Source organism: uncultured Pseudoflavonifractor sp. (assembly GCF_944387275.1).
GTDB lineage: Bacteria > Bacillota > Clostridia > Oscillospirales > Oscillospiraceae > Pseudoflavonifractor > Pseudoflavonifractor intestinihominis.
In genome coordinates, this window is the sequence record NZ_CALXEG010000004.1 from 61343 (window position 1) to 86979 (window position 25637).

25 protein-coding genes and 5 tRNA genes are annotated in these 25637 nt (G+C 62.9%); 12 read left to right on the forward strand and 18 right to left on the reverse strand.

All coding sequences use genetic code 11. From position 1 onward, the window contains the following. Positions 1-2 precede the first annotated feature (2 nt). The 5 genes from Q0K23_RS02065 (at position 3) to Q0K23_RS02085 (ending at position 5781) form a co-directional block, all read left to right on the forward strand. Complete coding sequence (locus tag Q0K23_RS02065; protein ID WP_294517288.1) at positions 3-1067, forward strand: acyltransferase; 1065 nt, start codon at positions 3-5, stop codon at positions 1065-1067. A gap of 31 nt (positions 1068-1098) precedes the next feature. Further along, complete coding sequence (locus Q0K23_RS02070) at positions 1099-2517, forward strand: MBOAT family protein (RefSeq protein WP_294517290.1); 1419 nt, start codon at positions 1099-1101, stop codon at positions 2515-2517. A gap of 12 nt (positions 2518-2529) precedes the next feature. Beyond that, positions 2530-3765 carry a DHHW family protein gene (locus Q0K23_RS02075; protein ID WP_294517293.1) on the forward strand — a complete coding sequence of 412 codons (1236 nt, stop codon included), beginning with the start codon at positions 2530-2532 and terminating at the stop codon, positions 3763-3765. Positions 3766-3769: 4 nt separating this feature from the next. Beyond that, entirely contained in the window at positions 3770-5005 is a 1236-nt protein-coding gene (locus Q0K23_RS02080) for an MFS transporter (protein WP_294517296.1), read from the forward strand. 152 nt (positions 5006-5157) lie between these two features. Beyond that, complete coding sequence (locus Q0K23_RS02085; RefSeq protein WP_294517300.1) at positions 5158-5781, forward strand: aromatic acid exporter family protein; 624 nt, start codon at positions 5158-5160, stop codon at positions 5779-5781. A gap of 46 nt (positions 5782-5827) precedes the next feature. Here the strand turns inward: Q0K23_RS02085 and Q0K23_RS02090 are convergent, their stop codons facing one another. From Q0K23_RS02090 to thyA, 4 genes are read right to left on the reverse strand one after another with little or no spacing between them, the layout of a single operon-like run. Further along, complete coding sequence (locus Q0K23_RS02090) at positions 5828-6397, reverse strand: NUDIX hydrolase (RefSeq protein WP_294517302.1); 570 nt, start codon at positions 6395-6397, stop codon at positions 5828-5830. A gap of 4 nt (positions 6398-6401) precedes the next feature. Beyond that, positions 6402-6881, reverse strand: a complete 480-nt coding sequence (locus Q0K23_RS02095; protein ID WP_294517303.1) for a dihydrofolate reductase — start codon at positions 6879-6881, stop codon at positions 6402-6404. After that, the gene (locus Q0K23_RS02100; RefSeq protein WP_294517304.1) at positions 6882-7337 is read right to left on the reverse strand and encodes a DUF523 domain-containing protein; all 456 of its coding nucleotides are present in this window, start codon (positions 7335-7337) and stop codon (positions 6882-6884) included. A 12-nt stretch (positions 7338-7349) separates the two neighbouring features. Next, positions 7350-8180 (reverse strand): thymidylate synthase, encoded by an 831-nt coding sequence (gene thyA, locus Q0K23_RS02105; protein ID WP_294517306.1) that lies wholly within the window; start codon positions 8178-8180, stop codon positions 7350-7352. A gap of 155 nt (positions 8181-8335) precedes the next feature. Here thyA and Q0K23_RS02110 point away from each other — a divergent pair, with 155 nt between their 5' ends. Next, entirely contained in the window at positions 8336-8839 is a 504-nt protein-coding gene (locus Q0K23_RS02110; RefSeq protein ID WP_294517308.1) for a hypothetical protein, read from the forward strand. Between the two features lie 62 nt (positions 8840-8901). Here the strand turns inward: Q0K23_RS02110 and Q0K23_RS02115 are convergent, their stop codons facing one another. Continuing rightward, positions 8902-10158 (reverse strand): diaminopimelate decarboxylase, encoded by a 1257-nt coding sequence (locus tag Q0K23_RS02115; protein WP_294517312.1) that lies wholly within the window; start codon positions 10156-10158, stop codon positions 8902-8904. Positions 10159-10542: 384 nt separating this feature from the next. On the opposite strand from Q0K23_RS02115, the gene Q0K23_RS02120 reads away from it, so the two are divergent. Continuing rightward, entirely contained in the window at positions 10543-11898 is a 1356-nt protein-coding gene (locus Q0K23_RS02120; RefSeq protein ID WP_294517315.1) for a uracil-xanthine permease family protein, read from the forward strand. A 70-nt stretch (positions 11899-11968) separates the two neighbouring features. Here Q0K23_RS02120 and Q0K23_RS02125 read toward each other — a convergent pair whose 3' ends face one another. From Q0K23_RS02125 to Q0K23_RS02150, 6 genes are all read right to left on the reverse strand, one after another. Continuing rightward, on the reverse strand, positions 11969-12799 hold the full coding sequence (locus Q0K23_RS02125; protein WP_294517317.1) for an RNA methyltransferase: 831 nt from the start codon (positions 12797-12799) through the stop codon (positions 11969-11971). 100 nt (positions 12800-12899) lie between these two features. Then, positions 12900-12973: transfer RNA gene (locus tag Q0K23_RS02130), tRNA-Cys, on the reverse strand. 49 nt (positions 12974-13022) lie between these two features. Continuing rightward, a tRNA-Gly gene (locus Q0K23_RS02135) sits at positions 13023-13098 on the reverse strand. A 42-nt stretch (positions 13099-13140) separates the two neighbouring features. After that, positions 13141-13216 (reverse strand) — tRNA-Phe (locus Q0K23_RS02140). Positions 13217-13219: 3 nt separating this feature from the next. Beyond that, positions 13220-13296, reverse strand: a tRNA-Asp gene (locus Q0K23_RS02145). Positions 13297-13307: 11 nt separating this feature from the next. Next, a tRNA-Val gene (locus Q0K23_RS02150) sits at positions 13308-13383 on the reverse strand. A gap of 420 nt (positions 13384-13803) precedes the next feature. Here Q0K23_RS02150 and Q0K23_RS02155 point away from each other — a divergent pair. Next, positions 13804-15588: a Na/Pi cotransporter family protein gene (locus Q0K23_RS02155; RefSeq protein WP_294517319.1), complete on the forward strand. Its 1785-nt coding sequence runs from the start codon at positions 13804-13806 to the stop codon at positions 15586-15588. Positions 15589-15660: 72 nt separating this feature from the next. On the opposite strand, the gene Q0K23_RS02160 is transcribed toward Q0K23_RS02155, so the two are convergent. Further along, positions 15661-16464, reverse strand: a complete 804-nt coding sequence (locus Q0K23_RS02160) for a hypothetical protein (RefSeq protein WP_294517321.1) — start codon at positions 16462-16464, stop codon at positions 15661-15663. Positions 16465-16793: 329 nt separating this feature from the next. Here Q0K23_RS02160 and Q0K23_RS02165 point away from each other — a divergent pair, with 329 nt between their 5' ends. Continuing rightward, complete coding sequence (locus tag Q0K23_RS02165) at positions 16794-18086, forward strand: hydrolase (protein ID WP_294517323.1); 1293 nt, start codon at positions 16794-16796, stop codon at positions 18084-18086. A 98-nt stretch (positions 18087-18184) separates the two neighbouring features. Here Q0K23_RS02165 and Q0K23_RS02170 read toward each other — a convergent pair whose 3' ends face one another. The 5 genes from Q0K23_RS02170 to Q0K23_RS02190 form a co-directional block, all read right to left on the reverse strand. After that, on the reverse strand, positions 18185-18640 hold the full coding sequence (locus Q0K23_RS02170) for a CD1247 N-terminal domain-containing protein (protein ID WP_294517325.1): 456 nt from the start codon (positions 18638-18640) through the stop codon (positions 18185-18187). A gap of 315 nt (positions 18641-18955) precedes the next feature. After that, positions 18956-19519 (reverse strand): elongation factor P, encoded by a 564-nt coding sequence (gene efp / locus Q0K23_RS02175; RefSeq protein WP_294517327.1) that lies wholly within the window; start codon positions 19517-19519, stop codon positions 18956-18958. A gap of 123 nt (positions 19520-19642) precedes the next feature. Beyond that, on the reverse strand, positions 19643-20707 hold the full coding sequence (locus tag Q0K23_RS02180; RefSeq protein WP_294517329.1) for a Xaa-Pro peptidase family protein: 1065 nt from the start codon (positions 20705-20707) through the stop codon (positions 19643-19645). Between the two features lie 68 nt (positions 20708-20775). Further along, the gene (locus tag Q0K23_RS02185) at positions 20776-21621 is read right to left on the reverse strand and encodes a TIM barrel protein (protein WP_294517332.1); all 846 of its coding nucleotides are present in this window, start codon (positions 21619-21621) and stop codon (positions 20776-20778) included. Beyond that, positions 21618-22139 (reverse strand): YqeG family HAD IIIA-type phosphatase, encoded by a 522-nt coding sequence (locus Q0K23_RS02190; RefSeq protein WP_294517334.1) that lies wholly within the window; start codon positions 22137-22139, stop codon positions 21618-21620. Before Q0K23_RS02190 ends, Q0K23_RS02185 begins: the two co-directional genes overlap by 4 nt. Before the next feature lie 90 nt (positions 22140-22229). On the opposite strand from Q0K23_RS02190, the gene Q0K23_RS02195 reads away from it, so the two are divergent. The 3 genes from Q0K23_RS02195 to Q0K23_RS02205 all read left to right on the forward strand — a co-directional run bounded on the left by Q0K23_RS02195 (position 22230) and on the right by Q0K23_RS02205 (position 24796). Continuing rightward, the gene (locus Q0K23_RS02195; protein WP_294517336.1) at positions 22230-23006 is read left to right on the forward strand and encodes a hypothetical protein; all 777 of its coding nucleotides are present in this window, start codon (positions 22230-22232) and stop codon (positions 23004-23006) included. A 95-nt stretch (positions 23007-23101) separates the two neighbouring features. Then, entirely contained in the window at positions 23102-24460 is a 1359-nt protein-coding gene (locus Q0K23_RS02200) for an 8-oxoguanine deaminase (RefSeq protein ID WP_294517338.1), read from the forward strand. A gap of 45 nt (positions 24461-24505) precedes the next feature. Next, the gene (locus Q0K23_RS02205; RefSeq protein ID WP_294517340.1) at positions 24506-24796 is read left to right on the forward strand and encodes a hypothetical protein; all 291 of its coding nucleotides are present in this window, start codon (positions 24506-24508) and stop codon (positions 24794-24796) included. Positions 24797-24920: 124 nt separating this feature from the next. Here Q0K23_RS02205 and Q0K23_RS02210 read toward each other — a convergent pair whose 3' ends face one another. After that, entirely contained in the window at positions 24921-25385 is a 465-nt protein-coding gene (locus Q0K23_RS02210) for a DUF2798 domain-containing protein (RefSeq protein ID WP_294517342.1), read from the reverse strand. Positions 25386-25637: the final 252 nt, after the last annotated feature.

Here is a 25637-nt window from a genome sequence, read left to right on the forward strand (position 1 = left end):
CCATGGCCAAGACCTCTGACGGCCGCCTGGCCTACGCCGACCTGCTGCGGGTGCTCTCCATCGCGGCGGTGGCGGTCATCCATGTGGTGAGCCTGTGGATCTACGACGTGCCCGTGGGCAGCGGCGCGTGGGATATATATAATGTATACGACAGTCTGGTGCGCTGGTGCGTGCCCGTGTTCGTCATGCTCTCCGGCATGTTCCTGCTGGACCCCAAGAAGAGCCTGACCCTGCCCAGGCTGTTCTTCCACCATATCCTGCGCATTTTCGTGGCCCTGGTGGTGTGGGGCGCGGTGTACGCCATCGTGGACTTCGGCCGGGTGGGCGGCGCCTTCACCTGGGAGAGCGTCCGCTCCGCCCTGTACACCGCCCTGCTGGGCACCACCCACTACCACCTGTGGTTCCTCTATGTGATCCTGGGCCTCTACCTGGTGACCCCCATCCTCCGGGCCTTTGTCCAGGGGGCCTCCCGGAAGGATTTTCACTACTTCTTCCTGCTGTGCTTCGTGGTGGCCTACCTGCTGCCCACCCTGCTCCAGCTCCGGCCCAGCCAGACCGTCTCCACCTACCTCTCCCGGCTCAATCTGCACATGGTCATGGGCTATGTGGGGTACTACGTGGCGGGGTACTACCTGAAGGCCTTCCCCCTGGGCCGGGTGGCGGAGATCACCATCTACCTGCTGGGCATCGGCGGCGGTGCGGCCACCATCTGGGGCACCCGGGTGCTCTCCCTCCGGAGCGGCGCCCTGTCCGGCGCCCTCTACGACTACATGACCCCCAATGTGGCGGCCATGGCGGTGGCGGTGTTCGTGCTGTTCCGGTACCTGCTGGGGGTGAGCGACGAGGGCTCCCGGCGGCAGAGCCTGTCCGGTCTGGTCAAAATCACCTTCGGCGTCTACCTGGTCCACGACCTGTTCCTCATCGTCTACCGCCACTTCGGCATTACCCGGCTGCCCCTGCCGCCGGTGCTGGCGGTGCCCGCCGTCACCGCCCTGGTATTGATCCCCTCGGCGGCGGCGGCCTGGCTCATCAGCAAGATCCCTTTTGCGGGCCGCTATCTCACCTGACGGCCCCAATCTTCACGAAGGAGTTCGACCCATGCTTTTTTCCAGCTCTGTGTTCCTGTTTCTGTTCCTGCCGGTGGTGCTTCTGGTGTACTACCTCCCCCTGCGCAAGTGGCGGCAGGGACAGAACATCTTCCTGACCCTGGCCTCCATGTTCTTCTATGCCTGGGGTGAGCCCTGGTTCGTCGTGGTGATGATGGGCTCCATTGTGGCCAACTACCTGTTCGGCCTGTGGGTTGCCGCCTGGAAGAACCACGGCCGCAGCCTGCGGCTCCCGGTCACCATCGCAGTGATCTGCAACCTGTCCATCCTGTTCATCTTCAAATACCTGACCTTTGTCCTCACCAACCTGAACCTGCTGGGCTTCCAGCTGACGGTACCCGTCATCAACCTGCCCATCGGCATCTCCTTTTTCACCTTCCAGGCCATGAGCTATGTGCTGGACGTGGCCCGGGGCCGGGGACAGGCCCAGAAGAGCCTGCTCAACGTGGGGCTGTACATCTCCTTCTTCCCCCAGCTCATCGCCGGTCCCATCGTGAAGTACGAGACGGTGGCCGAGGAGATCCTCCACCGCCGGGAGAACTGGGACGACTTCACCGCCGGTGTCCAGCGCTTCCTGGTGGGCCTGGGGAAGAAGGTCATCCTGTCCAACCAGCTGGCCGTTGTGGCCGACGCCGCCTTCAACCACGGCCAGCCCCAGTCGGTGGCCTTCGCCTGGCTGGGCGCCGTATGCTACATCCTCCAGCTCTACTACGACTTCGGCGGCTACTCCGACATGGCCATCGGCCTGGGCCGCATGTTCGGCTTCCACTTCCTGGAGAACTTCGACTACCCCTACATCTCCACCTCGGTCACCGAGTTCTGGCGCCGGTGGCACATCTCCCTCACCTCCTGGTTCCGGGACTACGTCTACTTCCCCCTGGGCGGCAGCCGGGTGGACAAGAAGTGGAAGGTGGTACGCAACATCTTTGTGGTGTGGCTCCTCACCGGCATCTGGCACGGCGCCAACTGGACCTATGTGGTCTGGGGCCTGATGAATTACGCGCTGCTCATGCTGGAGAAGTACGGCGGCATGGGCAAGGGCTGGCCCAAGGCCATCGGCTGGTTCTACACCCAGGCGGCCTTTGTGCTCACCTGCGTGGTGTTCCGGTCCGACTCCCTGTCCGCCGCCGGTTCCTACTTCCTCTCCCTGTTCCATATCGGCTCCATGCCGGTGTGGAGCAGTCAGGCGGCCCTCTACCTGCGGGAGTACTGGGTCATCCTGCTGGGCGCCGTGCTCTGCGCCGCCCCCACCGCCACCTGGATTCGGAAAAAGCTGACCGTCACAGCAAACGGCAAGCTGCTGCCGGTGTGGGACTGCCTGTCCACCCTGGCCCTGCTGGCGGTCTTTGTGGTGGCCGTGTGCTTCACCATCAAGGGCACCTACAACCCCTTCATCTACTTTAATTTCTAAGGAGGACGCACCATGAGCAAACTGAAACGCAATCTCACCGCCGTCCTCTTCCTGCTGGGCATCGCCGCCGGACTGGTGGTGGCCGTGACCGCCTTCTTCAGCGGCAGCGGCAACCTGCGGGCCGAGTTCGGCAAGCTGCGGCGGGACTTCTCCTACCTGCCCACCTTCCTCTCCGGCGCGGAGAACGCCCTGAACCAGGACCTGGACGAGGACCACTACTTCATCCAGCTCTACGGCGGCATTCAGCGGCTCATGGGCCGCCGGGTGGTGGAGGACGTGGAGGCGGACTACACCGTCATCAAGCTGGAGGGCGGGGACCTGGCCTTTGAGAACCTGTACGGCGGCCCCACCGACACCCAGCCCTACGCCCAGGCCCTGGCCGAGTTCCGGGACCAGCTGGCCGAGAAGGACATCCCCCTGCTCTACGTCCAGGCCCCCCAGAAGGTGAGCCAGAGCGGCGACGAGCTGCCCGAGGGCGTCACAGACTACGGCCACGACAACACCGACCGGCTTCTGGCCTCTCTGGATGAGCTGGACGTGGACACCCTGGACCTGCGGCCCGTGCTGGAGGAGGCGGCCCAGGAGCCCGACGCCCCCCGCTTCTACTTCCGCACCGACCACCACTGGACCCCGGAGGGCGGCTTTGTGGGCTACCAGGCGGTGACGGAGCGGCTGTCGGAGATCCTGGGCTATGAGGTGGACCCGGCCCACACCGACCCGGACAGCTACACCAAGATCACCTATGAGGACTCCTTCCTGGGCAGCCAGGGCAAGCGGGTGGGCACGCTGTACACCGGCGTGGACAGCATCAACCTGTGGAAGCCCAACTTTGAGACCGACTTCACCTACTCGGTGCCCCTCAACGCCATTGAGCGCACCGGTCCCTTTGAGGAGTCCCTGCTGTTCCCGGAGCGGGTGGAGGAGATCGACTACTTCAACGGCAACCCCTACACCCTCTACGCCGGCGGCGACTACAACCTGGCCCGCATGACCAACCACCTGAACCCGGACGGCCCCCGGGTGCTGCTGGTGCGGGACTCCTACTCCTGCATCCTGGCCCCCTTCCTGGCCCTGGACTGCTCGGAGCTCATCACCATCGACCTGCGCTACTTCAAGGAAAACCTGATGGACTACATGGACTGGCTGGACCCGGACATGGTGGTGGTCATGTACTGCACCAGCTCCACCCGCCTGCCCGAGCTGTTCCAGTTCTTCGGCGCCGACGCAAAGCCGGAATTCCGCTATTGACGAGGTGAACGGATTGAACGCCACACAGCCCTCCCTCCGCAGGCTTGACCTGCACTATATCGTCATGCAGATCGGCTACTGGGCCATGTTTGCCGCCATCTGCGCCTATCTGGCCGCCCTGCTGGGGGACCGGGGCTTCTCCAACAGCCAGATCGGCCTGCTCATTGCCATCCGCTGCCTGGCGGGCATCATCTGCCAGCCCCTGCTGGGCGGCTTTGCCGACCGGCACCCGGAGATCCCCCTGAAGGTCATCGTCTCCCTGTCCCTGGCCCTGTCTCTGGCCGCCTCCCTGGTGTTCCTCCTGTGCCCCATGGGCATGGCAGGCACCGCCCTGGTCCTCATCATCCTGGGCGGCTTTGAGATCTCCGCCTACCCCCTGATGGACGCCATGGCCATCCAGTTCATCAACGCGGGCATGCCCATCCGGTACAGCCTGGGCCGGGGCATCGGCTCCATGGCCTACGCGGTGGTGTGCGTGCTCCTGGGCCTCCAGACCCAGTCCATGGGCGTGGAGAGCACCCTCATCACCCACACCGTGCTGGTGGCGGCGGTCATCGCCCTGACCATCTCCTACCCCACCTTCCGCGCCGCGCCTGCGGCAGCGGACGCGCCGCCGGCGGAGCAGCCCCACTCGGTGTGGTACCTGCTGAAGAGCAATCCCCCCTTCACCCTCATGCTGGTGGCCATCCTGCTGGGCCTCACCGCCTGCCTGCCCATGTCCAACTTCCTGGTCAACGTGGTGGAGAGCCGGGGCGGCAACAGCGCCGACCTGGGCGTGGCGCTGCTTATCATGGGCGGCTTTGAGCTGCCCACCGCCTTCTTCTTCCAGCGCATGCTCCGCCGCCTGGGCAGCGGGCGCCTCATCCTCATCAGCATGCTCTTCACCGCCCTGAAGGCGGTGGCCCTGCTGCTTTCCTTCAACCTGGCCACCGTGTTCCTGGCCCAGCCCCTCCAGATGCTGGGGTACGGCCTGTTCACCCCGGCGTCGGTGTACTTTGTCAACGAGTCGGTGCCCGAGGCCGACCGGGTACGGGGCCAGACGGTGATGATGGTGGCCTCCAACGGCATGGGCGGCATGCTGGGCAGCTATATCAGCGGCTTGGCCCTGGACGCGGGGGCCTCCCTGCCCATGGGCGGGGCCAACCTGATGCTGCTGTGCTGTCTGACGCTGGGCGTCGCCGCCACCGTGCTGGCCGCCGCCGCGCTGGCCCTGGGCCGGCGCAGTCAGAGAACGCGCTGAAAAGCAGGGCCAAATGGCCCTGCTTTTCTTTTTTCTCCATATTCTTATCCAAAAAGTTCTGTTTTGCTCTTCCCAACAGCTCCGTCCTCATGATATAATGTTTCCACATATGGTACAGGCAGCCAAATTTTCGGAGTTGGAGAGCGTTTGACATGAGCCAAAACCGTCCCTCGCCCCGTCCCCTGCCCAAAATCGGCATGCGCAACATCAAGACGGCCACCGCGGCCGCTCTGTGTGCCCTGGTGTACTTCTTTCTGGACCGCAGCCCCGCCTTTGCCTGCATCGGCGCCATCTTCGGCATGGGCAGCGATCTGGAGAACTCCCGGCTCCACGGCGGCAACCGCCTCTTCGGCACCCTCATCGGCGGACTGCTGGGCATGGCGCTGTTCCGGGTGTACCTGATCTTCTACCCGGACGGCGGCCACTCTCTGCTGCTGGTGCCCCTGGTGTTCGTGGGTGTGGTGATCCTCATCCTCCTGTGTCAGGTCTTCTGGGTGGGCGGGGTCCAGCCCGGCGGCGTGGTGCTGTGCATCCTGCTGTTCAACACCCCGGTGGACTCCTACGTCAGCTACGCCCTCAACCGCATCCTGGACACCGCCATCGGCGTGGTGGCGGCCATGGCGGTCAACAGCCTGTTCCCCGGCGGCTTCACCTTCCAGCACCTGAAGGAGCACCACCTCCGCTCCCTGGAGAAGAAACGCCAGCGGCTGAAGGATCGCCTGAGCCGCATGGTCTCCGATGATGACCAGGACGGCGGCCTGCCCACCTGCGAATAGCACAAAACCCGGTGTACGGAGCCATGGTTCCGTACACCGGGTCTTCTTATACCAGGCCCAGCAGGGCTCTGGCCCGGCGGAGCAGCTTCAGGTACACGTAGTCCATCTGCCACTCGTTGGTCAGCTCGGTAAGGCGGTCGGCGGGCAGCCAGGCCACGCCGGTGTTCTCCCCCTCCCGGACGGCGAGGGCGTCGTCCTCGTCGGCGGTCAGCAGGTAGGACACGTTCAGGTGCTGGTGGGCCGCCACGTATTTTCCCCGCTTCACGTGGCCCCACACGGGCAGGATGTCCAGGGAGGCGATGGCGGGCGAGAGGGGGCGCACATGGGTGACGCCGGTCTCCTCCCTGGCCTCCCGCAGGGCCACGGAGAGCAGGTCCCCGTCCCCGTCGGCGTGGCCGCCGGTCCAGGCCCACACCTTATAGATGTTGTGGTGGGCCATGAGCACCTTGGAGGCGTCGGCGTTGACCACAAAGCCGGAACTGGTGATGTGGGCGTACTCGTTGCGGCGGGTGAGCACAGTGTCGGGGTACTGGTCCACGTACTCCAGGATGATCCGTTTGTCGGTCTCCTCCTGCTCGTCCCGGGGGCGATAGGCCCGGATATCGTCGGCGTACACTGTTTTACCCCCTTCTCCGGTAGGTGGCGTAGTGGAAGGTCAGCCCGTCCGACTCCAGCGGCGGTTCCTCCTCCGCCAGCTCCCACTCCGGCAGGGCGTCCAGGTCGGGGAACCAGGCGTCGGCCTCAAAGGCGGCGTGGATTTTGGTGATATAGGCGGTGTCGCACCAGCCCAGGGCTTCCCGGTACACCTGGGCCCCGCCGATAACAAAGGTGTCCGCCGGACAGGCCCCTTTGGCCTCCTCCAGGCTGTGGAGCACCAGGGCGTTTTCCACCTTGTAGTCCGGATTGGTGGACAGGATATAGTTCTGCCGCCCCGGGAGGGGCTTGCCGCCGGGGAAGGTCTCCAGGGTCTTCCGCCCCAGCAGCACCGGGTGGCCCAGGGTCAGGGTTTTGAACCGCTTCAGATCGGGGGAGATCCGGGCCAGCAGCTTATTTTGATATCCAATGGCCCAGTTCTGATCCACCGCTGCGATCAGGTACATTCAGCCTTCCTCCTTGATAAAGTCCAGAAATTCCGCCCAGTGCTCCTCGTCAAACACCGGGATGCCCGCGCCCTTGAGCCGGGCGGCGGCAACGCCGTCGCCGGGGACCTTCCGCCCGGTAAAGGTGCCGTCGTAGATGACGCCGCTGCCGCAGGAGGGGCTGCGGGCCTTCAGCAGGGCGCACCGGCAGCCCGTCAGCCGGGCCAGCTCCTCCGCCTGCTCCGCACCCCGGACATACTGCTCCGTCACGTCGGCGCCGTCCCGGGTGAGCACCCGCTCCCCCACCCGCTCGGCGGGGGGACGGGGCGTAGGCAGGCCTCCCAGCTGCTCGGGGCACACAGGCACAAAGTGCAAATCCCCCCGCTTCAGCAGCTCCGCCAGTGGCGGGAAGGCTTTGCCGTCGCCGCTGTACCGGCAAATCAGGCCCAGCAGGCAGGCCGACACCAGAATCCGCATGTGGGTCCCTCCTTACACCGCCACCGGGATCTTCACGTCCAGGGGGTGGCACTGGTAGCCCTCCAGCTTTAGGCTGTCCCGGGTGAAGGCGTAGAAGTTGTCCACCGCCGGGTCCATCCACAGCGTGGGGGCCTCGTAGGGCTTGCGGGCGATGATCTCCTCCACGATGGGCACGTGCCGGTCGTAGATGTGAGCGTCGGCGATGACGTGGACCAGCTCCCCCGCCTCCAGGCCGGACACCCTGGCCAGCATGTGGACCAGGGCGGCGTACTGCATCACGTTCCAGCCGTTGGCGGTGAGCATGTCCTGGCTGCGCTGGTTGAGGATGGCGTTGAGGGTCCTGCCCGTCACGTTGAAGGTCATGGACCAGGCGCAGGGATAGAGGGCCATCTCGTGGAGGTCGTGGTGGTTGTAGATGCTGGTGATGATCCGCCGGGAGGCGGGGTTGTGCTTCAGGTCGTAGAGCACCCGGTCCACCTGGTCGAACTCCCCCTCGGGGTAGACGTGCTTCACCCCCAGCTGGTAGCCGTAGGCCTTGCCGATGGAGCCGTTCTCGTCGGCCCAGGCGTCCCAGATGTGGCTGTTCAGGTCGTGGATGTTGTTGGACTTCTTCTGCCAGATCCACAGCAGCTCGTCCAGGGAGCTCTTAAAGGCCATCTTCCGGATGGTCTGGACGGGAAACTCCTTCCGCAGGTCGTACCGGTTCACCACGCCGAAGAGCTTGATGGTGTGGGCGGGGGAGCCGTCGTCCCACCGGGGGCGCACCGCCTGGTCCGTGTCCCAGGTCCCGTGGGCGAGGATGTCTTTGCAGTTCTGGATAAATCGCTCGTCGGCGTAACTCATGTGGGTTCCTCCTGTCGTGTTCATACCGGTCTATTTTATTATATCGGGCAGTCCTCCGCAAGCCTTTTCGTCCTGTTCCCTCTTGGCGCTTCCCGGTCTTTATGATAGAATGGAAAAAACGTCCCCTCGGCTGACGACATAATGAGGTGAAGTGGATGCACGATATCCGGGCCCAAAAGGGCCGTTTTCTGCTCCGGGCCCTGCTGTGGCTGATTTTTGTGGCCCAATTTGCCCAGGCGCTCATCCCGCTCATCCGCGCTGGCGGCGGAGAGGAGCCGCTGCCGCTTCTCTCCGCTCTGGCCTCCCTGCTGCCCTCGGCCGTGGTGCTGTGGGCCCTCTACCGGGGCAACCGGGCCGCCCTGGTGGTGTTCTGCCTCATCGGCTTTGAGCAGCTGGCCGCCTTCAGCAACTGGATCCTGCCCCGGTACCAGGAGGCTATGGCCCCCACCGACTCCCTGGGCGCCGCCTCCCTGGCCCTCTCGGTCATCGACCTGGTCCTGCGGCTGATTGTGCTCTACCAGATGTTCTCCGGTTCCTACGTGCCCGTCTGGCTGGAGTGCCGCCGGGACATGCGGCGCAGAAAGGACCTGGTGCTGGAGCTGGTGCTCTTCGCTCTGAGCGTTCTGGCTGTTCTGGCCCTATTTTTCCTCCTTCTATAACAGAAAACGCCTGGCCGCCCTCCCGGATGGGAGAGCAGCCAGGCGCTTTTTATCCTCTGGTCTTACCAGATCAGGGTGGCGAAGTAGTCGTCGGGGGTCTCGGCGCGGCGGATCAGCTCGGTGGAGCCGTCCTCCTTCAGCAGCACCTCGGCGGAGCGCAGGCGGCCGTTGTAGTTGTAGCCCATGGAGAAGCCGTGGGCGCCGGTGTCGTGGATGACCAGCAGGTCGCCCAGGTCGATCTCAGGCAGCATCCGGTCCACGGCGAACTTGTCGTTGTTCTCGCACAGGGAGCCGGTGACGTCGTACTTGTGGTCGCAGGGGGCGTTCTCCTTGCCCATGACGGTGATGTGGTGATAGGCGCCGTACATGGCGGGGCGCATCAGGTTGGCGGCGCAGGCGTCCACGCCCACGTACTCCTTGTAGGTGTGCTTGAAGTGGGTGGCCTTGGTCACCAGGTGGCCGTAGGGGGCCAGCATGAACCGGCCCAGCTCGGTGAAGATGGCCACATCCCCCATGCCGGCGGGGGTGAGGATGGCCTCGTACTGCTTGCGTACCCCCTCGCCGATGGCGGCGATGTCGTTGGCGGGCTGCTCGGGGCGGTAGGGCACGCCCACGCCGCCGGACAGGTTGATGAAGCGGATGTCGCAGCCGGTCTCCTTCTTCAGGTCCACGGCCAGCTGGAACAGGATGCCCGCCAGGATGGGGTAGTACTCGTTGCTCAGGGTGTTGGAGGCCAGGAAGGCGTGGATGCCGAAGTGCTTGGCGCCCATGGCCTTCAGCTTCTTGAAGCCCTCAAAGAGCTGCTCCCGGGTGAAGCCGTACTTGGCCTCTCCGGGGTTGTCCATCACCTGGAAGCCCTCCTCGGACGCGCCGATGGAGAAGGTGCCGCCGGGATTGAAGCGGCAGGAGATGGTCTCGGGGATGTAGCCGATGGTGTCCTTGAGGAAGTCGATGTGGGTGAAGTCGTCCAGGTTGATGGTGGCACCCAGCTTGGCGGCCAGGACGAACTCCTCGGCGGGGGTGTCGTTGGAGGAGAACATGATCTCGCTGCCGGAGAAGCCGCAGCGGTCGGCCATCATCAGCTCGGTGAGGGAGGAGCAGTCGGTGCCGCAGCCCTCCTCATGGAGGATCTTCAGGATGGTGGGGTTGGGCGTGGCCTTGACGGCGAAATACTCCTTGAAGCCCGGATTCCAGGCGAAAGCGGCCTTCAGCTTCCGGGCGTTCTCCCGGATGCCCTTCTCATCGTAGAGATGGAACGGGGTGGGGTAGGTTTTGGTCATTTCCTGGAGCTGCTCCAGGGTAACGAAGGGCTTTTTCATGGAAGATTCACTCCCCGATATAATTTTACCTGGCGGACCCACAGGTCGAATACAGGCATATTGATAAAAACTCAGATTTTATACTACATAAATCGGGCCAAAATGTCAATCTGCTAAACTCACAAGCCTGTCCGGTCTTTTTTCCGTCCTTTTGCCGAAACGTCAGAAAACGACAGAAGTCCTCTTTCCCTCTTGCATCCGGCAGCCGGTTCTGCTATGATATCCCGGATGCTGAAAGGAGGGAACCGTCATGACGCTGTCTTGCTTTGCCAATCGCCTTTACGGCCCCTTCCTTTCCGTTTTCATCTGACAATCACCCAGGTGATTGTTTTTTTTGCCCTCACAGGCAGTGTGTGTCCGCAACGTAAAGAAGAGAGAATCCTCATGAATCAGCAAGAACCCATCCGCGACGCCCGGACCCTGGGCATCCCCAAGATGCTCATCCTGGGCCTCCAGCACATGTTCGCCATGTTCGGCGCCACCATCCTGGTGCCCATCATTGTCAGCAAGCAGTACGGCCTGCCCCTGAGCATCCAGACCACCCTGTTCTTCGCCGGAATCGGCACCCTCTTCTTCCACCTGTGCGCCAAGCTGAAGGTCCCCGCCTTTCTGGGCTCCTCCTTCGCCTTCCTGGGCGGCTTTGAGATGGTGAGCAAGCTGGACACCGGCGCCTACGCTACCATGTCCGCCACCGACAAGCTGGCGCGGGCCTGCGGCGGCATCGTTATCGCCGGACTGCTCTACCTGATCCTGGCCCTCATCATCAAGCTGGCCGGCGTGAAGAAGGTCATGCGCTTCCTGCCCCCCGTGGTCACCGGCCCCATCATCGTGTGCATCGGCCTGTCCCTGGCCCCCAGCGCCATCTCCAACGCCTCCACCAACTGGCCCCTGGCCCTCATCGCTCTGGCCATCATCGTGGTGTGCAACATCTGGGGCAAGGGCATGGTGAAGATCATCCCCATCCTGCTGGGCGTGGTGGGCGCCTACATCGTGGCCCTCATCATGCACATGAGCGGCATGACCAACCCGGACGGCAGCGCCATCCTGGACTTCACCGAGGTGGCCAGCGCCTCCATCCTGGGCCTTCCCCCCTTCCATCTGGCCAGCTTTGACCTGACCGCCATCCTGGTCATGGCCCCCATCGCCATCGCCACCATGATGGAGCACATCGGCGACATGTCCGCCATCTCCGCCACCGTGGGCGAGCAGTTCATTGAGGACCCCGGTCTCCACCGCACCCTGGTGGGCGACGGCATCGCCACCGCCCTGGCCGGCATGTTCGGCGGCCCCGCCAACACCACCTACGGTGAGAACACCGGCGTTCTGGAGCTGTCCAAGGTCTACGACCCCCGGGTCATCCGCATCGCCGCCTGCTTTGCCATCGTCCTCAGCTTCATCCCCAAGGTGGCCGATGTCATCGGCTCCCTGCCCGCCTCCATCATCGGCGGCATCTCCTTCATCCTCTACGGCATGATCTCCGCCATCGGCGTGCGCAACATCGTGGAGAACCAGGTGGACTTCACCAAGTCCCGCAACCTGATCATCGCCGCCGTCATCCTGGTGTGCGGCCTGGGCTTCTCCGACGGCATCACCTTCGTGGTGGCGGGCACCTCCATCACCCTCACCGGCCTGGCCATCGCCGCCCTGGCCGGCATCATCCTCAACGCCATCCTCCCCGGCAAGGACTATGTCTTCGGCGCCAACCCCACCGGCGACCAGAACCGCGGCATCCACCGGTAAACAATCCAACTGAGCAAAAACGCCCCGGCCGCAGATGCGGCCGGGGCGTTCTTTCTTATCTTATCTTCTATTATTCCCGCACCCTCAGCTGCCAGAAGGCCACGGCGCTGGCGGCCGCCACGTTCAGGGAGTCCACCCCGTGGGACATGGGGATGCGCACGGTGTAGTCACAGTGGGCGATGGTGGACCGGGACAGGCCGTCCCCCTCTGTGCCCAGCACGATGGCCAGCTTGTCCTCCGCCATCAGGGCCGGGTCGTCGATGGACACCGAGTCGTCGCTCAGGGCCATGGCTGCAGTCTTGAAGCCCAGGGCGTTGAGCCGGGAGAGGCCCTTCTCCGGCCAGTCGGCGGGGCTGTCCCCGATGCGGGTCCAGGGGATCTGGAACACGGTGCCCATGCTCACCCGCACCGCACGGCGGTACAGCGGGTCGCAGCAGGTGGGGGTGACCAGCACGGCGTCCATGTGCAGCGCCGCGGCGGAGCGGAAGATGGCCCCTACGTTGGTGGAGTCCACAATGCCCTCCAGCACGGCCACCCGGCGGGCCCCGGCGCACAGCTCCTCTACCGTGGGCAGCACAGGGCGGCGCATGGCGCACAGGATGCCCCGGTTCACCTGGTAGCCGGTCAGGGCGGCCAGAAGGTCGTTGTCCCCGGTGTACACCGGGATATCCCCGCAGCGCTCCATGATCTCCCTGCCCTGGCCTGCCAGGTGCTTGCGCTCCATCAGCAGGGACAGGGGCTGGTATCCGGCCTCCAGCGCCCGGGCGATGACCTTGGGGCTCTCAGCGATAAAGATCCCCTTCTCCGGCTCCAGCCGGTTGCGCAGCTGGGCCTCCGTCAGCCGGGTAAAGACCTCCAGCTCGGGCAGGTCCAGGCTGGTGATTTCGATCAGCTCTGCCATTGTGCTCCCCTCCACAGCTTGCACATCTGTTTTCTCTTCCGGTCCAACACCGGTAACGATATATAAGGAAAAATCCCGACTGCAAAAGCAGTCGGGATTTTGGAGGCGCCACCCAGACTCGAACTGGGGGTAAAGGTTTTGCAGACCTCTGCCTTACCACTTGGCTATGGCGCCGATTACAGATAACAGGAGCAAATAACTTGCTCCTGTTATCCTCTGTTTCTGGAGCGGGTGACGAGGCTCGAACTCGCTACCTCCACCTTGGCAAGGTGGCGCTCTACCAGATGAGCTACACCCGCGGGGGTATCTCTCTGAACCACACTATGCAGTTCAGAGAGATTTGGTGCCTCCGGTCGGAATCGAACCAACGACACGGGGATTTTCAGTCCCCTGCTCTACCAACTGAGCTACAGAGGCAAATGGCGACGCGGAAGGGACTTGAACCCTCGACCTCCGGCGTGACAGGCCGGCGTTCTAACCAACTGAACTACCGCGCCATAGAAACGAATGGTGGGAACAACAGGGCTCGAACCTGTGACATCATGCTTGTAAGGCATGCGCTCTCCCAGCTGAGCTATGCTCCCCTGTTGGCCGCTTTGTTTATCTCTCGTTCGCGACGAAGGTTATTATACTAAAGCCATCCCCAAATGTCAACCCTTATTTTCATCTTTTTTTCACGGATTTTTCTCCCGCAGTCTGTTCCGCCGCTTTATACTGATTTTTATTTCTAAATCCAGACATTTATTGTGATATGGATTCAAAATTGGCTCAAATTATTTTGTCTTCTTTTTCTTCCGCTTTTTCTGTTTCTTCAATATATTTACTTTTTATTCTTATATTTCCCATTTTCCGCTAAAATATGCGAAAAAAACTTTACTTTTGTCGTTTACGAACTAATTACTGGGGTTTATAATGTATCTTGGGATTGTTTCCGCGCTGACCGGCGCGGGGCTTTTTCCGCCGCGATGCTCTGATCCATCTATCATAATATCTGGAGGCGAACTGTGAGTATTTATGATGTGATCTCTCTTTTGGGCGCCATCGCAACCTTCCTCTTCGGCATGACCACCATGACCAGCGGCCTGGAGAAGCTGTCCAGCGGCCGTCTGGAATCCATCCTGGAACGACTGACCAACAACCTGTTCATGAGCGTCCTCATCGGCGCCCTGGTCACCGGCCTGGTCCACAGTTCGGCCGCCACCACCATCATGTGCGTGGGCTTCGTCAACTCGGGCATCATGAAGCTGGAGCAGACCGTGGGCATCATCATGGGCGCCAACATCGGCACCACCATCACCGCCCAGATCCTCCGTCTGGGGGACATCTCCTCGGACAACCTGCTGCTCTCCATGATGCGTCCGGAGTATTTCGGCCCCATTATGGCGGTGGTGGGCATTGTGCTCTACATGTTCATCAAGAGCGGCAAGAAGCGGATCGTGGGGCAGCTGCTGCTGGGTCTGGGTCTGCTGTTCATCAGCATGCACACCATGACCGCCGCCGTGGCCCCGCTCCAGGACGTGCCTGAGTTCCGCAACCTGTTTGTGGCCTTCTCCAACCCCCTGCTGGGCATTCTGGTGGGCGCCCTGGTCACCGCCCTCCTCCAGAGCTCCACCGCCTCTGTGGGCATCCTGCAGGCCCTCACCTCCACCGGCGTCATCACCTTCAACATTGCCTTCCCCATCATCATGGGGCAGAACATCGGCACCTGCATCACCACCCTGATCTCCTCCATCGGCGCCAGCCGCAACGCCAGGCGCACCGCCATGCTCCACCTCTACTTCAACGTGATCGGCACCCTGGTGTTCCTGACGGCCATCTACGGGGCCCAGCTGGCGGCCACCCCTGCCGGCGGCCTGCCCTTCTGGTCCTCGGTCATGAACATGGGCGACATCGCCTCCTTCCACACCTTCTTCAACATCGGCTGCACCGTGCTCCTGCTGCCCTTCCACAAGCAGCTGGTCCGCCTGGTGGAGCGCACCGTCCCCGGCGACGAGAGCCGCGCCTTCACCATGCTGGACGAGCGTTTCCTGGCCACCCCCGCCGTGGCCCTGGAGCGGGCCCACGACGCGGTGGTCCACATGGGTACCCTGGCCCGGGACAATTACCGCATCTCCGTGGCGCTGCTGAGCCAGTACGACCCCAAAAAGGTGGAGCTGATGCGGGAGAACGAGGACACCCTGGACAAGCTGGAGGGCGCCCTGGACAACTACCTGGTCCGCCTGTCCAACCACTCCCTGTCGGCGGCGGAGAGTACCCAGGTGTCCGAGCTGCTCCACACCCTCTCCGACTTCGAGCGGATGGGCGACTACTCCGTCAATATCTCGGAGAGCGCCGCCGTACTCCACGACCGTGGCATCACCTTCACGGAGCCCGCCCAGCGGGAGCTCGCCTCCCTCACCGACGCGGTGGACGAGGCCCTGGACAAGACCCTGGAGTGCTACACCAACCGCTCCCGGGAGCTGGCCTTCCAGGTGGAACCCCTGGAAGAGGTGGTGGACCTGCTGCGGGACGAGCTGAAAAACCGCCACATCGAGCGGTTCAAGACTGGTGCGTGCACCATTGAGCAGGGCACCCAGTTCCTGGAGCTGCTCATCAACCTGGAGCGCGTGTCCGACCACTGCTCCAACGTGGCCCTTCAGATCCTCCGCCGCACCGCCCCCAAGAACGACCTGGTCCTCACCGACACCCACGCCTATCTCCATCAGCTCCACCACGGCTCCAGCCAGAGCTTTGACGAGCTGTTCTCCTCCTATCGGGAAAAGTACATGGCCCCCATCGACGCGGCTTAAAAACAAAAAGCGGGCGTCTGCCCGCAGAAGAAGGCCCGGCAGCATTTGCTGCCGGGCCTTCTGTTTACGTGATTACATGAGCTTTACGGTGTAGTAGACGGCCATGATCAGCACCCAGGCAGTGGGGACTGCATAGTAGACCATCTCGCCCACGCCGGTGCCGATGATCAGGGAGGCGATCAGGACCACCGCCATCAGCGCGCAGCTGACGTAGATCAGGATGTAGTTGGCGGTCTTGGGCAGGAGCTCGATCTTCTTGTCCTTCAGCGTCAGGGCTCCCTCGCCGTGCTGGGCGGCGGCGGCCACGGCGGCCACGACCACCAGCACCACCACCATCAGCCCCAGGGCCACATAGGTCCGGATTCCGCTGCTGCCGGCAAACCGGATGTAGATGCCCAGCATTCCGGCCGCGCAGGTCACGGCCACGGCAAAGAACTCGGTCTGATAGATGTAGTATACAAAGGCCAGCACCGCAAACACTACGTTGGCGAAAATCAGAAACTCCACGCCGGTGGCGTTGAACTGCCACACAAGGGCGCTGTAGACGCCCAGCAGGATCAGGAACAGGCCCACGGCCCAGAAGAAGACGCCCTGCTTTCCCTTTTTCCATCGGGCCCGGGCCAGCACCAGGACCGCAACGCCTGCGATGATGCCCGCGAAGGTGACGACCTTGATGGCGGAGGCGATGGCCACCGCCAGGTTGATCCCGAACTCATCCACCGTGAAGTTGATGAAATATTTCTGCGTCATCAGCAGCAGGAACTCCAGAACCACCGCTCCCACGATCCAGTAGAGAACTTTGGTAAGCGCGATGTCCTCCTGACGCTGCTTCTCTGCCTTCAGCCGCTGCCTTTCCAGCTTTTCTCTGCTATCCATTTATCCATCTCCTATGGAAATACTCCTGCGCTGCCGGCAGGTGCGAGGAACCAATCCTCTGTATTTTACCAGAAAGTGACCTACTTTGCAACTAGAAAAACCATCCGCCCGCCTGTTTCAAAAAAATTCGACTTTTTTACTCCGGTCAAAACTTTTTCCCCCACTCCTCCGTCTATCCAACACCTGACAGCATACGCCGGAAAATCTGAAAAAAAATTTAAGGATTTGTAACCCCTTTGTTATCTACTTTTCGGATTTTTTGTCGTATCATAGTGGTTACTGGCAAGGCACAACAAATAGAGAATCATCTTGCAGGAGGAACGCTTTCCATGAGAACAAAAATCAACCGCCTTCTCGCGTTGGGGCTTGCTCTGGCCCTGATGCTGCCCCTGGCCGCCTGTAAATCCACTGGCGACGGCGGCCAGTCCCAAACCCCCGCCCCTTCCCAGAATGAGGAGCAGCCCGCCGCTACCCCCACGCCCACCCCTACCCCCGAGCCTGAAGTGGACCCCTATGACGCGGTGCGCAACTACTGGAGCGAGGACCAGCTCACCCAGGCCTGGGGCCCCGACCAGCCGGTGGAGCACCTGTTCTTCCACCCCCTCATCGCCTATCCCCAGTTCGCATTCCATGACGCCTCCATCCCGGAGTCCCAGCGCAACGGCCTGGACGACTGGATGGTGACGGTGGACGAGTTCAAGAAGATCATCCAGAGCGTCTACGACAAGGGATACATCCTGGTGAACATGGGGGATGTGTGGAGCGAGGTCACCGACGAGAACGGCGTGAGCCGGATGCAGCGCAACACCCTGATGCTGCCCGAGGGCAAGAAGCCCCTCATCATCTCCTTTGACGACGTGAACTACTACGAGTACATGCTGGAGGAGGGCTTCACCTCCAAGCTGGTGCTGGGGGACGACGGCCAGATCTGGGCCGAGTGCACCGACCCCTACACCGGCGAGACCTTCCTGACCCAGGACCTGGACGCCACCCCCATCCTGGACAACTTCGTCCTGGAGCACCCCGACTTCTCCCTCAACGGCGCCAAGGCCATCTACTCCCTCACCGGCTACGAGGGCATCCTGGGCTACCGCACCCAGAACGACATCGACATCGCGGCGGACGACCCGGCCCGGCCCGCCTTTGACGCCAAGCGCGCCGCCGAGATCGAGGCGGTGAAGCCCATCATCGCGCGGCTGAAGGAGACCGGCTGGACCTTCGGCTCCCACACCTGGGGCCACATCAATCTGGGCTCCGATAAGGTAGACCTGGCCTGGGTCCAGCGGGACACGGTCCGCTGGGCCGAGGAGGTGGGCAGCCTGGTGGGTCCCACCAACATCCTCTTCTACCCCCACGGCGCCCGCCCCGACGGCGACGACTGGCACAACACCGGCGCCAAATTCCAGTATCTCCAGAGCCAGGGCTTCCGCATCTTTGCCAGCGTGGGCATCAACGCCTTCTCCTACATTAAAAAAGACATCTCCGCCGTCATCTGCGACCGGCTCCACCCCGACGGAACCACCCTCCGCTGGGCCCGCAGCCGCTACCTCCAGTTCTATGACGCCCAGGACATCATCGACCTGACCGTCCGCCCCGACCTGGGCTACGACTTCAGCAAATAAACCACAGCGGGACCTGCCGCAAAGGCAGGCCCCGCTATTTTTTGTCCTTTCCATGCAAAAAAGCCCGGAGCGAAACGCTCCGGGCTTTTATCGCTTGCTTATTCCTCGCCGTCGTGGTCGTGGTCATGGTCGCAGCCACAGCCGCAGCCGCAGTCGTCGTCCTCACAGTCGCCCATGTCGATGACGAACTTGCCCTTGCAGTGGGGGCACTCCACGGTGCCGGCCTCCAGCACGTCCTCGTCGATGACCAGGTCCTCGCCGCAGGTGGGGCACTTGACCTCAAAGAAGTCGTCGTCCCCGCAGCCGCACTCGTCCTCGTCCTCGTCCTCCTCATCATAGACAACCTTCTCCACGTCGGAGAGATCGTCGGAAATGGCGTCGATCTCCTCGCCCATGGCCTCCATGTTGTCCTCCATGTCCTCGATGGACAGGCCGACCTCTTCCAGGATGCCGATCATCACGCTGATGAGCTTGCCCTCCTTGGACTCCTCGGTGTCCAGCTTCATGCCCTCGGCCAGACCCTTCAGGTACGCGACCTTCTCAGAAATCGTCATGTTAATCTCCTTTCACACTCATCCTCTTGGGACCGTTCGAAAGTGGATATTCCGCCATGCCTCACCCGGACGGCAGATTGCCGTCAGGATAAACGCAGGCCTTGCAGCGCTCCAGGTACTCGCCGGTACGGGTGACCCGGCCAAATCGGAATTTGTCCGGGGTCCCTTTTCCACTTCCGCGGGCGGAGTGAATCCGCCCTGCGGCAAGATTTTGCCGCAGGCAAAATGCTTGTACGCGCTGCCGCGCGCCCCGCTGTGCGGGGCCCCGCCGACACCCGTGTGGAAACCGGTCCTGTCCTCCGGTGTTGCCTGAACTCAGGCCTTGCAGCGCTCCAGATACTCGCCGGTACGGGTGTCGATCTTGATACGGTCGCCGGGGTTGATGAACAGGGGCACCTTGATCTCCGTGCCGGTCTCCAGGGTGGCGGGCTTGGTCACGTTGGTGGCGGTGTCGCCGCGGAAGCCGGGATCGGTGTCGGTGACCTCCAGCTCCACGAACGTGGGAGGCTCCACGGAGAAGATCTTGCCCTTGTAGGAGTTGATCTTGCAGGTCATGTTCTCCTTCACGAACCGGAAGTTGTCGCCCAGCACGTGGCCGTCGATGGGCACCAGGTCATAGGTCTCGGGGTCCATGAAGTAGTAGAGATCGCCGTCGTTGTAGCTGTACTCCATGTCCTTGCGCTCCACAAAGGCCTCCTCGAACTTGGCGGTGGGGTTGAAGGAGGTCTCGGTGACGCCGCCGGTGATGACGTTCTTCATCTTGGTGCGGACAAAGGCCGCGCCCTTGCCGGGCTTCACGTGCTGGAACTCGACCACCTGCATAACCTGGCCGTCCATTTCAAAGGTCATGCCGTTACGAAAATCGCTTGCACTAATCATGGGTATCGTCCTCCAAAAATTGGTATCTTGTGGGGGTTCACATATTATCAAGCTATTCTACCGTATTCTTCCCGTTTTTGCAAGGGCTTTTCCCCCTGACCGGCAGAATTTTAAGGAAATCACTCAGAGAACAATGAGTTCCTTGGGCGCTTTGGTGATATCGATGCAGCCGTCCTCGGTCATGACGGCCACGTCCTCGATGCGCACGCCGAAGCGGCCGGGGAGATAGATGCCCGGCTCGGCGGACACGGCAGCGCCCACGGGCATGAGGGTCTCGTCACGCATGTTGGCGTTGGGGGACTCGTGGATCTCGATGCCCACGCTGTGGCCGTAGCCGTGGCCGAAGTACTCGCCGTAGCCGGCGTCCTCAATGACCTTGCGGGCGGCGGCGTCGATGCTCTTGCCGGTGACCCCGGCCTTGGAGGCGGCCAGACCGGCCAGCTGGGCCTGGAGCACCACGTTGTACACCTTCTTCATCTCCTCGGTGGGCTCGCCCAGGGCCACGGTGCGGGTCATGTCGGAGCAGTAGCCGCCGTAGATGCAGCCGAAGTCCATGGTGATGAACTCGCCGCTCTCCACTTTCTTGTCGCCGGGGACGCCGTGGGGCAGGCTGCCGTTGGGGCCGGACACCACGATGGGGTCAAAGGACATCTTCTGGGCGCCGAAGCGGAGCATATCGTACTCCAGCTTGGCGGCGATCTCCTTCTCGGTGACGCCGGGCTTGATGAACTTGAGGATCTCGTCAAAGGCCCGCTCGGCGATCCGCTGGGCCTTGACCATGGCGTCCAGCTCCTCCTGGTCCTTGGCGGCCCGCAGGTCGTTGACCAGGCCCTGAGCGGGCACCAGCTCCACCTGCAGGGCGTTGTTCAGGTAGTTGTACTGGGCCACGGTCATGTAGCGGTCCTCAAAGCCCAGCTTGCGGATGCCCAGATCGTCGATGGCCTGCTGGAGCAGGGTAGGATAGCTCCGGTTCCGGTCGGTCATGGTGATGGCCGCGCCGGTGACGGTCTTCTCCGCCGCCTCGATGTAGCGGGAGTCGGTGAAGTAGCGGCACTCGCCGGCGGTCACCACCACATAGCCCTCGCCGTGGAAGCCCACGCCGTAGAACTCGCCGGGGGCGCTGGAGAGCAGCATGGCGTCGATTCCGTACTCGGGCAGCTTGGCCCCGATCTGTTTCAGATGGTTCATTGTAATCTACTTCCTTCTTTATAAGTTGACGGCTGATTTCTCATCGAGAAGCCGTCCGTACGGCGGCGTTACAGCGCCGCCTGATACAGCTTTTTCATAGTCACCGCATCCTCAGCCTGTGTTCCGGCCGATTCGCAGATAAAGGTGGGGCTCCAGCCCCGGCGGGCGATCTCGGCCATCAGGGGTTCCGGGTCGGGACCGAACTCGTCCTGATCAAAGGTCAGGTGCATCTTCTCGCCGCCATTGGGGGTGAACTGGATCTTGGAGAAGTGGCTGTGGAAGCGGGAGGCCCGCTCCTCCCCCAGTACCTCCGCCACCCGGTCCAGCATGCGGACACAGGCCTCATGGCCCTCCAGCTCCCCCAGGGTGCGGGCGTACAGGTGGCCGAAGTCGATGCAGGGGGTGAGCCGCTCGTCCAGAGTGCACAGCTCCAGCACCTCGTCCAGGTCCCCCAGCTGGTTGATTTTGCCCATGGTCTCGGGGCAGAGGGTGATATGGCCAAAGCCCTCGCCGTCCACGGCGGAGACGATCTCCCGCAGGGAGTTCAGGGCGATGTCCTGGGCCTGACGGCGGGTGCGCTTCATCAGCGCCCCGGAGTGGATGACCACCCGGACAGCCCCCATCCAGTCCGCCGCCCGGCAGGCGGCGATGATATAGCCCGTGGCCTTTTTCAGGCTCTCCGGGTCGGGGTTTGCCAGGTTGATGAAGTAGGGCGCGTGGAGGGACAGCGCTACGCCGCTGGCCGCCGCGGCGGCGCCCAGCTTCCGGGCCGTGTCCTCCCCCACGTTGACCCCCTTGCCGCACTGGTACTCGTAGGCGTCCAGCCCCAGGCCGCTGAGCCAGCGGGGGGCGTCCACCGAGGATTTATAGGGAAATGATTCCGCGTTGCCCGCGGGTCCGAATTTTGCGCTCATAATGCTCTCCTGTTGTTTCGTCTTCCCAGAAGCCGGAAGGGCTCCTCCACCGCGTAGCGGAGGTAGCGCCCCGGGTTGCCCGCCAGCTCGATGGGCTCCACCATCAGCGCCTTCACGCCGGACCGCCTGGCCCCCAGGATATCGGTAAAGATCTGGTCCCCCACCATGGCGGTCTGCTCCGGCCTGCGGCCCATGCGCTCCATGGCCCGGAAGTAGCCCGCCGTACCCGGCTTGCCCGAGTGGCCCTGGTAGGGGATGCCCAGCGCCTGGGCGAAATGGCTGGCCCGGGTGGGCTTGCGGCTGTTGGACAGGAGGTAGAGCTCCACCCCCGCCGCCTCCAGCCTGTCCTTCCAGTCCCGCAGGGGCTGGTCCGGCTCCGGCTGGCCGTACTTTGCCAGGGTGTTGTCCAGATCCGCCAGGAGCAGGGTGATCCCCGCCTCTTTGAGGACGGCGGGGTCGATGTCGTAAATGCTGGGATATACCCGGTCGGGTATCAGGGAAAAAGGCAAACCGTTCACCTCATCTGTTCTGCTTCTAAGCCTTAGCATGCCCGCATAGATTGCATTATAGCATTTCGGCAAAACATGGACAAGGGGGTACCATCCATTATGCGTTCCAAAACCCAACTGATTCTCACCGTTCCGCCCGCCGACAGCCGCGCCGCCTCCCGGCTGGGGCTGCCTCTGGCCCACACGGCCTACCGGATAGGCGGCGGCCCCCACCTGTTCCGGGCCAACATGCCGGTGGCGGTCCGGGGCGGACTGATGGTCATCGATGACGCGGGCTTTGACGGCCTGGGCCAGGCTCTGCCCTTCTGCCATGAGGTCATGCGTGAGTGCGCCGCCAGGGGCTTTGACGGGGTCATCTGCGCCTTCCACCCCCGGCCCCTCACGGTGCTGGGACAGATCGTCTCCCAACTGGGAGACCTGATGCACAAGCGGGACTGGCCCCTGTACGTCCCCGAGGCCTACGCCCGCTGCTCCGACACGGCCCGGGTACTCATCCCCACCGCCCTGTCGGGCGGCTCCCTCCGCCAGCGGCTGGCCGAGGCGGTGGAGGCGTACGGCGCCGGGCGGGTGGCCCTGGACGTGGAGCTGGTGCGGCAGGACTTCTTCCTGCCCTCCCCCACCGGCCAGGGCGTGCCCATGTCCAGGGAGGAGCTGGACAAAAAGATGGAGGAACTGAGCCCGTCGGTGTTCTTCTCCAACGAGCTGTGCGCCCACTACTTCACCTACATGTCCCCCAAGACCGGCGCCCACTTCGTCCTCTTTGACGACGCCGGCAGCATCCGCAAGAAGCTCCAGCTCTCCCGCAGCCTGGACATCGACAAGGCCGTCCTCTCCTACCCGGACACCGCCGCGCTCCTGCCCCAGATTCTGGCCTGACCGGCCCTCTCCGCTTGCCTTCCCCGCCGCCCCATGATATGATAGTAGGAGGAAAAATCTCCCGGCATCGATCATCAGGAAGGGGGCGCCGCTCCATGTCCACTCTGCTCATCCGCAACGCGCGCTACATTGTCTCCTGCGACGACCGCGACACCCTTTACGAGAAGGTCAACCTCTTTATCCGGGACGGTGTGGTGGAGTACATCGGGCCCAACCTGTGCCACGCTGAGTCCACCATCGACGCCTCCCGCATGGCGGTCTATCCCGGCCTCATCAACACCCACCACCACCTGTACCAGATCTTCTCCCGCAACCTGCCTGAGGTCCAGCGGATGGAGCTGTTCCCCTGGCTGGTGACGCTGTATGAGGTCTGGAAGAACCTGGACGAGGAGGTGGTGTACCATTCCTCCCTCACCGGCATGGGGGAGCTGCTGAAAAACGGCTGCACCACCTGCTTTGACCACCACTATGTGTTCCCCAACCGGGCCGGCGACCTGATCGCCGCCCAGTTCCGGGCGGCGGACACCCTGGGCATGCGGTTCCACGCCTCCCGGGGCTCCATGGACCTGTCCAAAAAGGACGGCGGCCTGCCGCCCGACAGCGTGGTCCAGTCCATCGACGCCATCCTGGCCGACTCGGAGCGGCTGGTGAAGGTGTGGCACGACGGCAGCCGGTATGCCATGCACCGGGTGGCCCTGGCCCCCTGCTCCCCCTTCTCGGTGACCGGCGACCTGCTGCGTGAGAGCGCCAAACTGGCCCGCAGCCTGGGGGTCCGGCTCCACACCCACCTGGCCGAGACAAAGGACGAGGAGAAGTTCACCCTGGAGAAGTTCGGCATGCGCCCCCTGGCCTACATGGAGTCCCTGGGCTGGGTGGGCAGCGACGTGTGGTACGCCCATGGCATCCACTTCAACGACGACGAGCTCCGTCTCCTGGCCGAGACGGGCACCGGCGTGGCCCACTGCCCCATCTCCAACATGAAGCTCTCCTCCGGCGTATGCCGCCTTCACGAGATGCTGGACATGGGTGTCCCTGCCGGTCTGGCGGTGGACGGCTCCGCCTCCAACGACGGCTCCAACCTGCTGGAGGAGATGCGGGTGGCCTACCTGCTCCAGCGGCTGACCTACAGCCAGGCGGCCCCCACCGGGTACGACATCCTCAAGCTGGCCACCCGGGGCTCCGCCGCCCTGCTGGGCCGGGACGACATCGGCTGTCTGGCCACCGGCATGGCCGCCGACCTGTTCCTGGTGAGCCTGGACCGGATCGAGCTGGTGGCCGCCCAGCTGGACCCCAGGTCCATGCTGGCCACCGTGGGCCTGAAGGGCGCGGTGGACTACACGGTGGTCAACGGCAGGGCCGTGGTGCAGAACGGCCAGCTGGTCACCGTGGACGAGGCCGAGGAGGCCGCCGCCGCCAACGCCTGCGCCGGGCGCTACCTGGGCCGGGTGCTGTAAAAAAAGAGCCGCCCATGCGGCCCAAGTCTGGAGTATCAAGAGAGTATGGAAAAGAAAAATCTGGGCGCCGTCCTCACCGTTGTCATCGAGAGCTTCTGCTATATGGTCAGCCAGTACCTGCTGGCCTCGGCCATCATCTCCTTCCGCCGCAGCTTTTGGTTCGTGGTGTTTTTTGCCGTCAACGTCTTCGTCATCTCCAAATACCTGGAGACCCTGGAGAAGTACGTCAGCCGCCGCCTGGTCCAGTACGGCCTGCTGGCCCTGTGCCTGGTGATCACGGCCGTCTTCGCCTGGTTCTTCGGCTTCCTGGCCATGGAGCTGATCCCCTTCTCCTGACGGACAAAGCACGCCTGAAGTCAGCCACCCCCGGCAAAGCCGGGAGTTCTCTTTTCCCGGATATACAGCGGCAAAGGCCCGCGCCGTCCATGGACGGCGCGGGCCTTCGTCTTTTAACGGAATATCACTTGGCCTCGGCCAGCTGCTTGCGGAACAGGGTCCGGAAGATCAGCCGGGTCAGAGGGCCGCAGTAGAGCATCTGCCAGAACATGGCCATGGGCATATTGCAGCCGAAGGTGTGGATCCAGGTGCCGAAGCTGGGCTCCTTGAAGAGCAGGGTGGCGATCAGGCTCATGACGGGGCACATGATGCACACGATCATAACGGAGATGGCGTAGGTGATGAACTGGGGGCGGTCAGTGGGACGCATGAAGCTGAAGGCCAGCCGGGTGGCCAGCTTCTCCACCACAAAGAACTCCAGCACAAAGGCGATGGGCGCCATGATGGGCAGCTCGTGGAGGGCCATGACAAAGGTGGCGTTGGTGACGCCGCCGGTATTCAGGGCCACATTGTAGACGATCATTCCATAGACCATGATGACGGCCATGATGATGGTGAAAATCACGTTCTGAAACTTGGTTTTGGGCATGCTTTGCTCCTCCTCATATAACATACGGGCTTGTTTTGACCGGCAGTGCAAAAAAAGAAGCAGCGAAACTTTCGTCTCGCTGCTTCCGCTCACTGCGACTACCATTCATTGCTTCGATTATAGCGCAGTTTTCTTCGCCTCGTAAGCGTTTTTTTCATTTCGTAGGAATGGACAAGTCTCCGCGCCGCCATGCGGCGGTGTTTTGGAGAATTTTCCCTCGGTCTTCCGGCAAACAGGTGCTATTTTCCCGGA

What these genes read in the sequence shown, in the direction of transcription:
- thyA (WP_294517306.1), bottom strand. Translation starts at nt 8,180, where the DNA reads ATGAGTTACGCCGACGAGCGATTTATCCAGAACTGCAAAGACATCCTC.
- Q0K23_RS02180 (WP_294517329.1), bottom strand. Translation starts at nt 20,707, where the DNA reads ATGAACCATCTGAAACAGATCGGGGCCAAGCTGCCCGAGTACGGAATC.
- Q0K23_RS02115 (WP_294517312.1), bottom strand. Translation starts at nt 10,158, where the DNA reads ATGAAAAAGCCCTTCGTTACCCTGGAGCAGCTCCAGGAAATGACCAAA.
- Q0K23_RS02100 (WP_294517304.1), bottom strand. Translation starts at nt 7,337, where the DNA reads ATGCGGATTCTGGTGTCGGCCTGCCTGCTGGGCCTGATTTGCCGGTAC.
- Q0K23_RS02070 (WP_294517290.1), top strand. Translation starts at nt 1,099, where the DNA reads ATGCTTTTTTCCAGCTCTGTGTTCCTGTTTCTGTTCCTGCCGGTGGTG.
- Q0K23_RS02200 (WP_294517338.1), top strand. Translation starts at nt 23,102, where the DNA reads ATGTCCACTCTGCTCATCCGCAACGCGCGCTACATTGTCTCCTGCGAC.
- Q0K23_RS02095 (WP_294517303.1), bottom strand. Translation starts at nt 6,881, where the DNA reads ATGTACCTGATCGCAGCGGTGGATCAGAACTGGGCCATTGGATATCAA.
- Q0K23_RS02120 (WP_294517315.1), top strand. Translation starts at nt 10,543, where the DNA reads ATGAATCAGCAAGAACCCATCCGCGACGCCCGGACCCTGGGCATCCCC.
- Q0K23_RS02170 (WP_294517325.1), bottom strand. Translation starts at nt 18,640, where the DNA reads ATGACGATTTCTGAGAAGGTCGCGTACCTGAAGGGTCTGGCCGAGGGC.
- Q0K23_RS02160 (WP_294517321.1), bottom strand. Translation starts at nt 16,464, where the DNA reads ATGGATAGCAGAGAAAAGCTGGAAAGGCAGCGGCTGAAGGCAGAGAAG.
- Q0K23_RS02085 (WP_294517300.1), top strand. Translation starts at nt 5,158, where the DNA reads ATGAGCCAAAACCGTCCCTCGCCCCGTCCCCTGCCCAAAATCGGCATG.
- Q0K23_RS02075 (WP_294517293.1), top strand. Translation starts at nt 2,530, where the DNA reads ATGAGCAAACTGAAACGCAATCTCACCGCCGTCCTCTTCCTGCTGGGC.
- Q0K23_RS02165 (WP_294517323.1), top strand. Translation starts at nt 16,794, where the DNA reads ATGAGAACAAAAATCAACCGCCTTCTCGCGTTGGGGCTTGCTCTGGCC.
- Q0K23_RS02205 (WP_294517340.1), top strand. Translation starts at nt 24,506, where the DNA reads ATGGAAAAGAAAAATCTGGGCGCCGTCCTCACCGTTGTCATCGAGAGC.
- efp (WP_294517327.1), bottom strand. Translation starts at nt 19,519, where the DNA reads ATGATTAGTGCAAGCGATTTTCGTAACGGCATGACCTTTGAAATGGAC.
- Q0K23_RS02065 (WP_294517288.1), top strand. Translation starts at nt 3, where the DNA reads ATGGCCAAGACCTCTGACGGCCGCCTGGCCTACGCCGACCTGCTGCGG.
- Q0K23_RS02110 (WP_294517308.1), top strand. Translation starts at nt 8,336, where the DNA reads ATGCACGATATCCGGGCCCAAAAGGGCCGTTTTCTGCTCCGGGCCCTG.
- Q0K23_RS02195 (WP_294517336.1), top strand. Translation starts at nt 22,230, where the DNA reads ATGCGTTCCAAAACCCAACTGATTCTCACCGTTCCGCCCGCCGACAGC.
- Q0K23_RS02210 (WP_294517342.1), bottom strand. Translation starts at nt 25,385, where the DNA reads ATGCCCAAAACCAAGTTTCAGAACGTGATTTTCACCATCATCATGGCC.
- Q0K23_RS02125 (WP_294517317.1), bottom strand. Translation starts at nt 12,799, where the DNA reads ATGGCAGAGCTGATCGAAATCACCAGCCTGGACCTGCCCGAGCTGGAG.
- Q0K23_RS02185 (WP_294517332.1), bottom strand. Translation starts at nt 21,621, where the DNA reads ATGAGCGCAAAATTCGGACCCGCGGGCAACGCGGAATCATTTCCCTAT.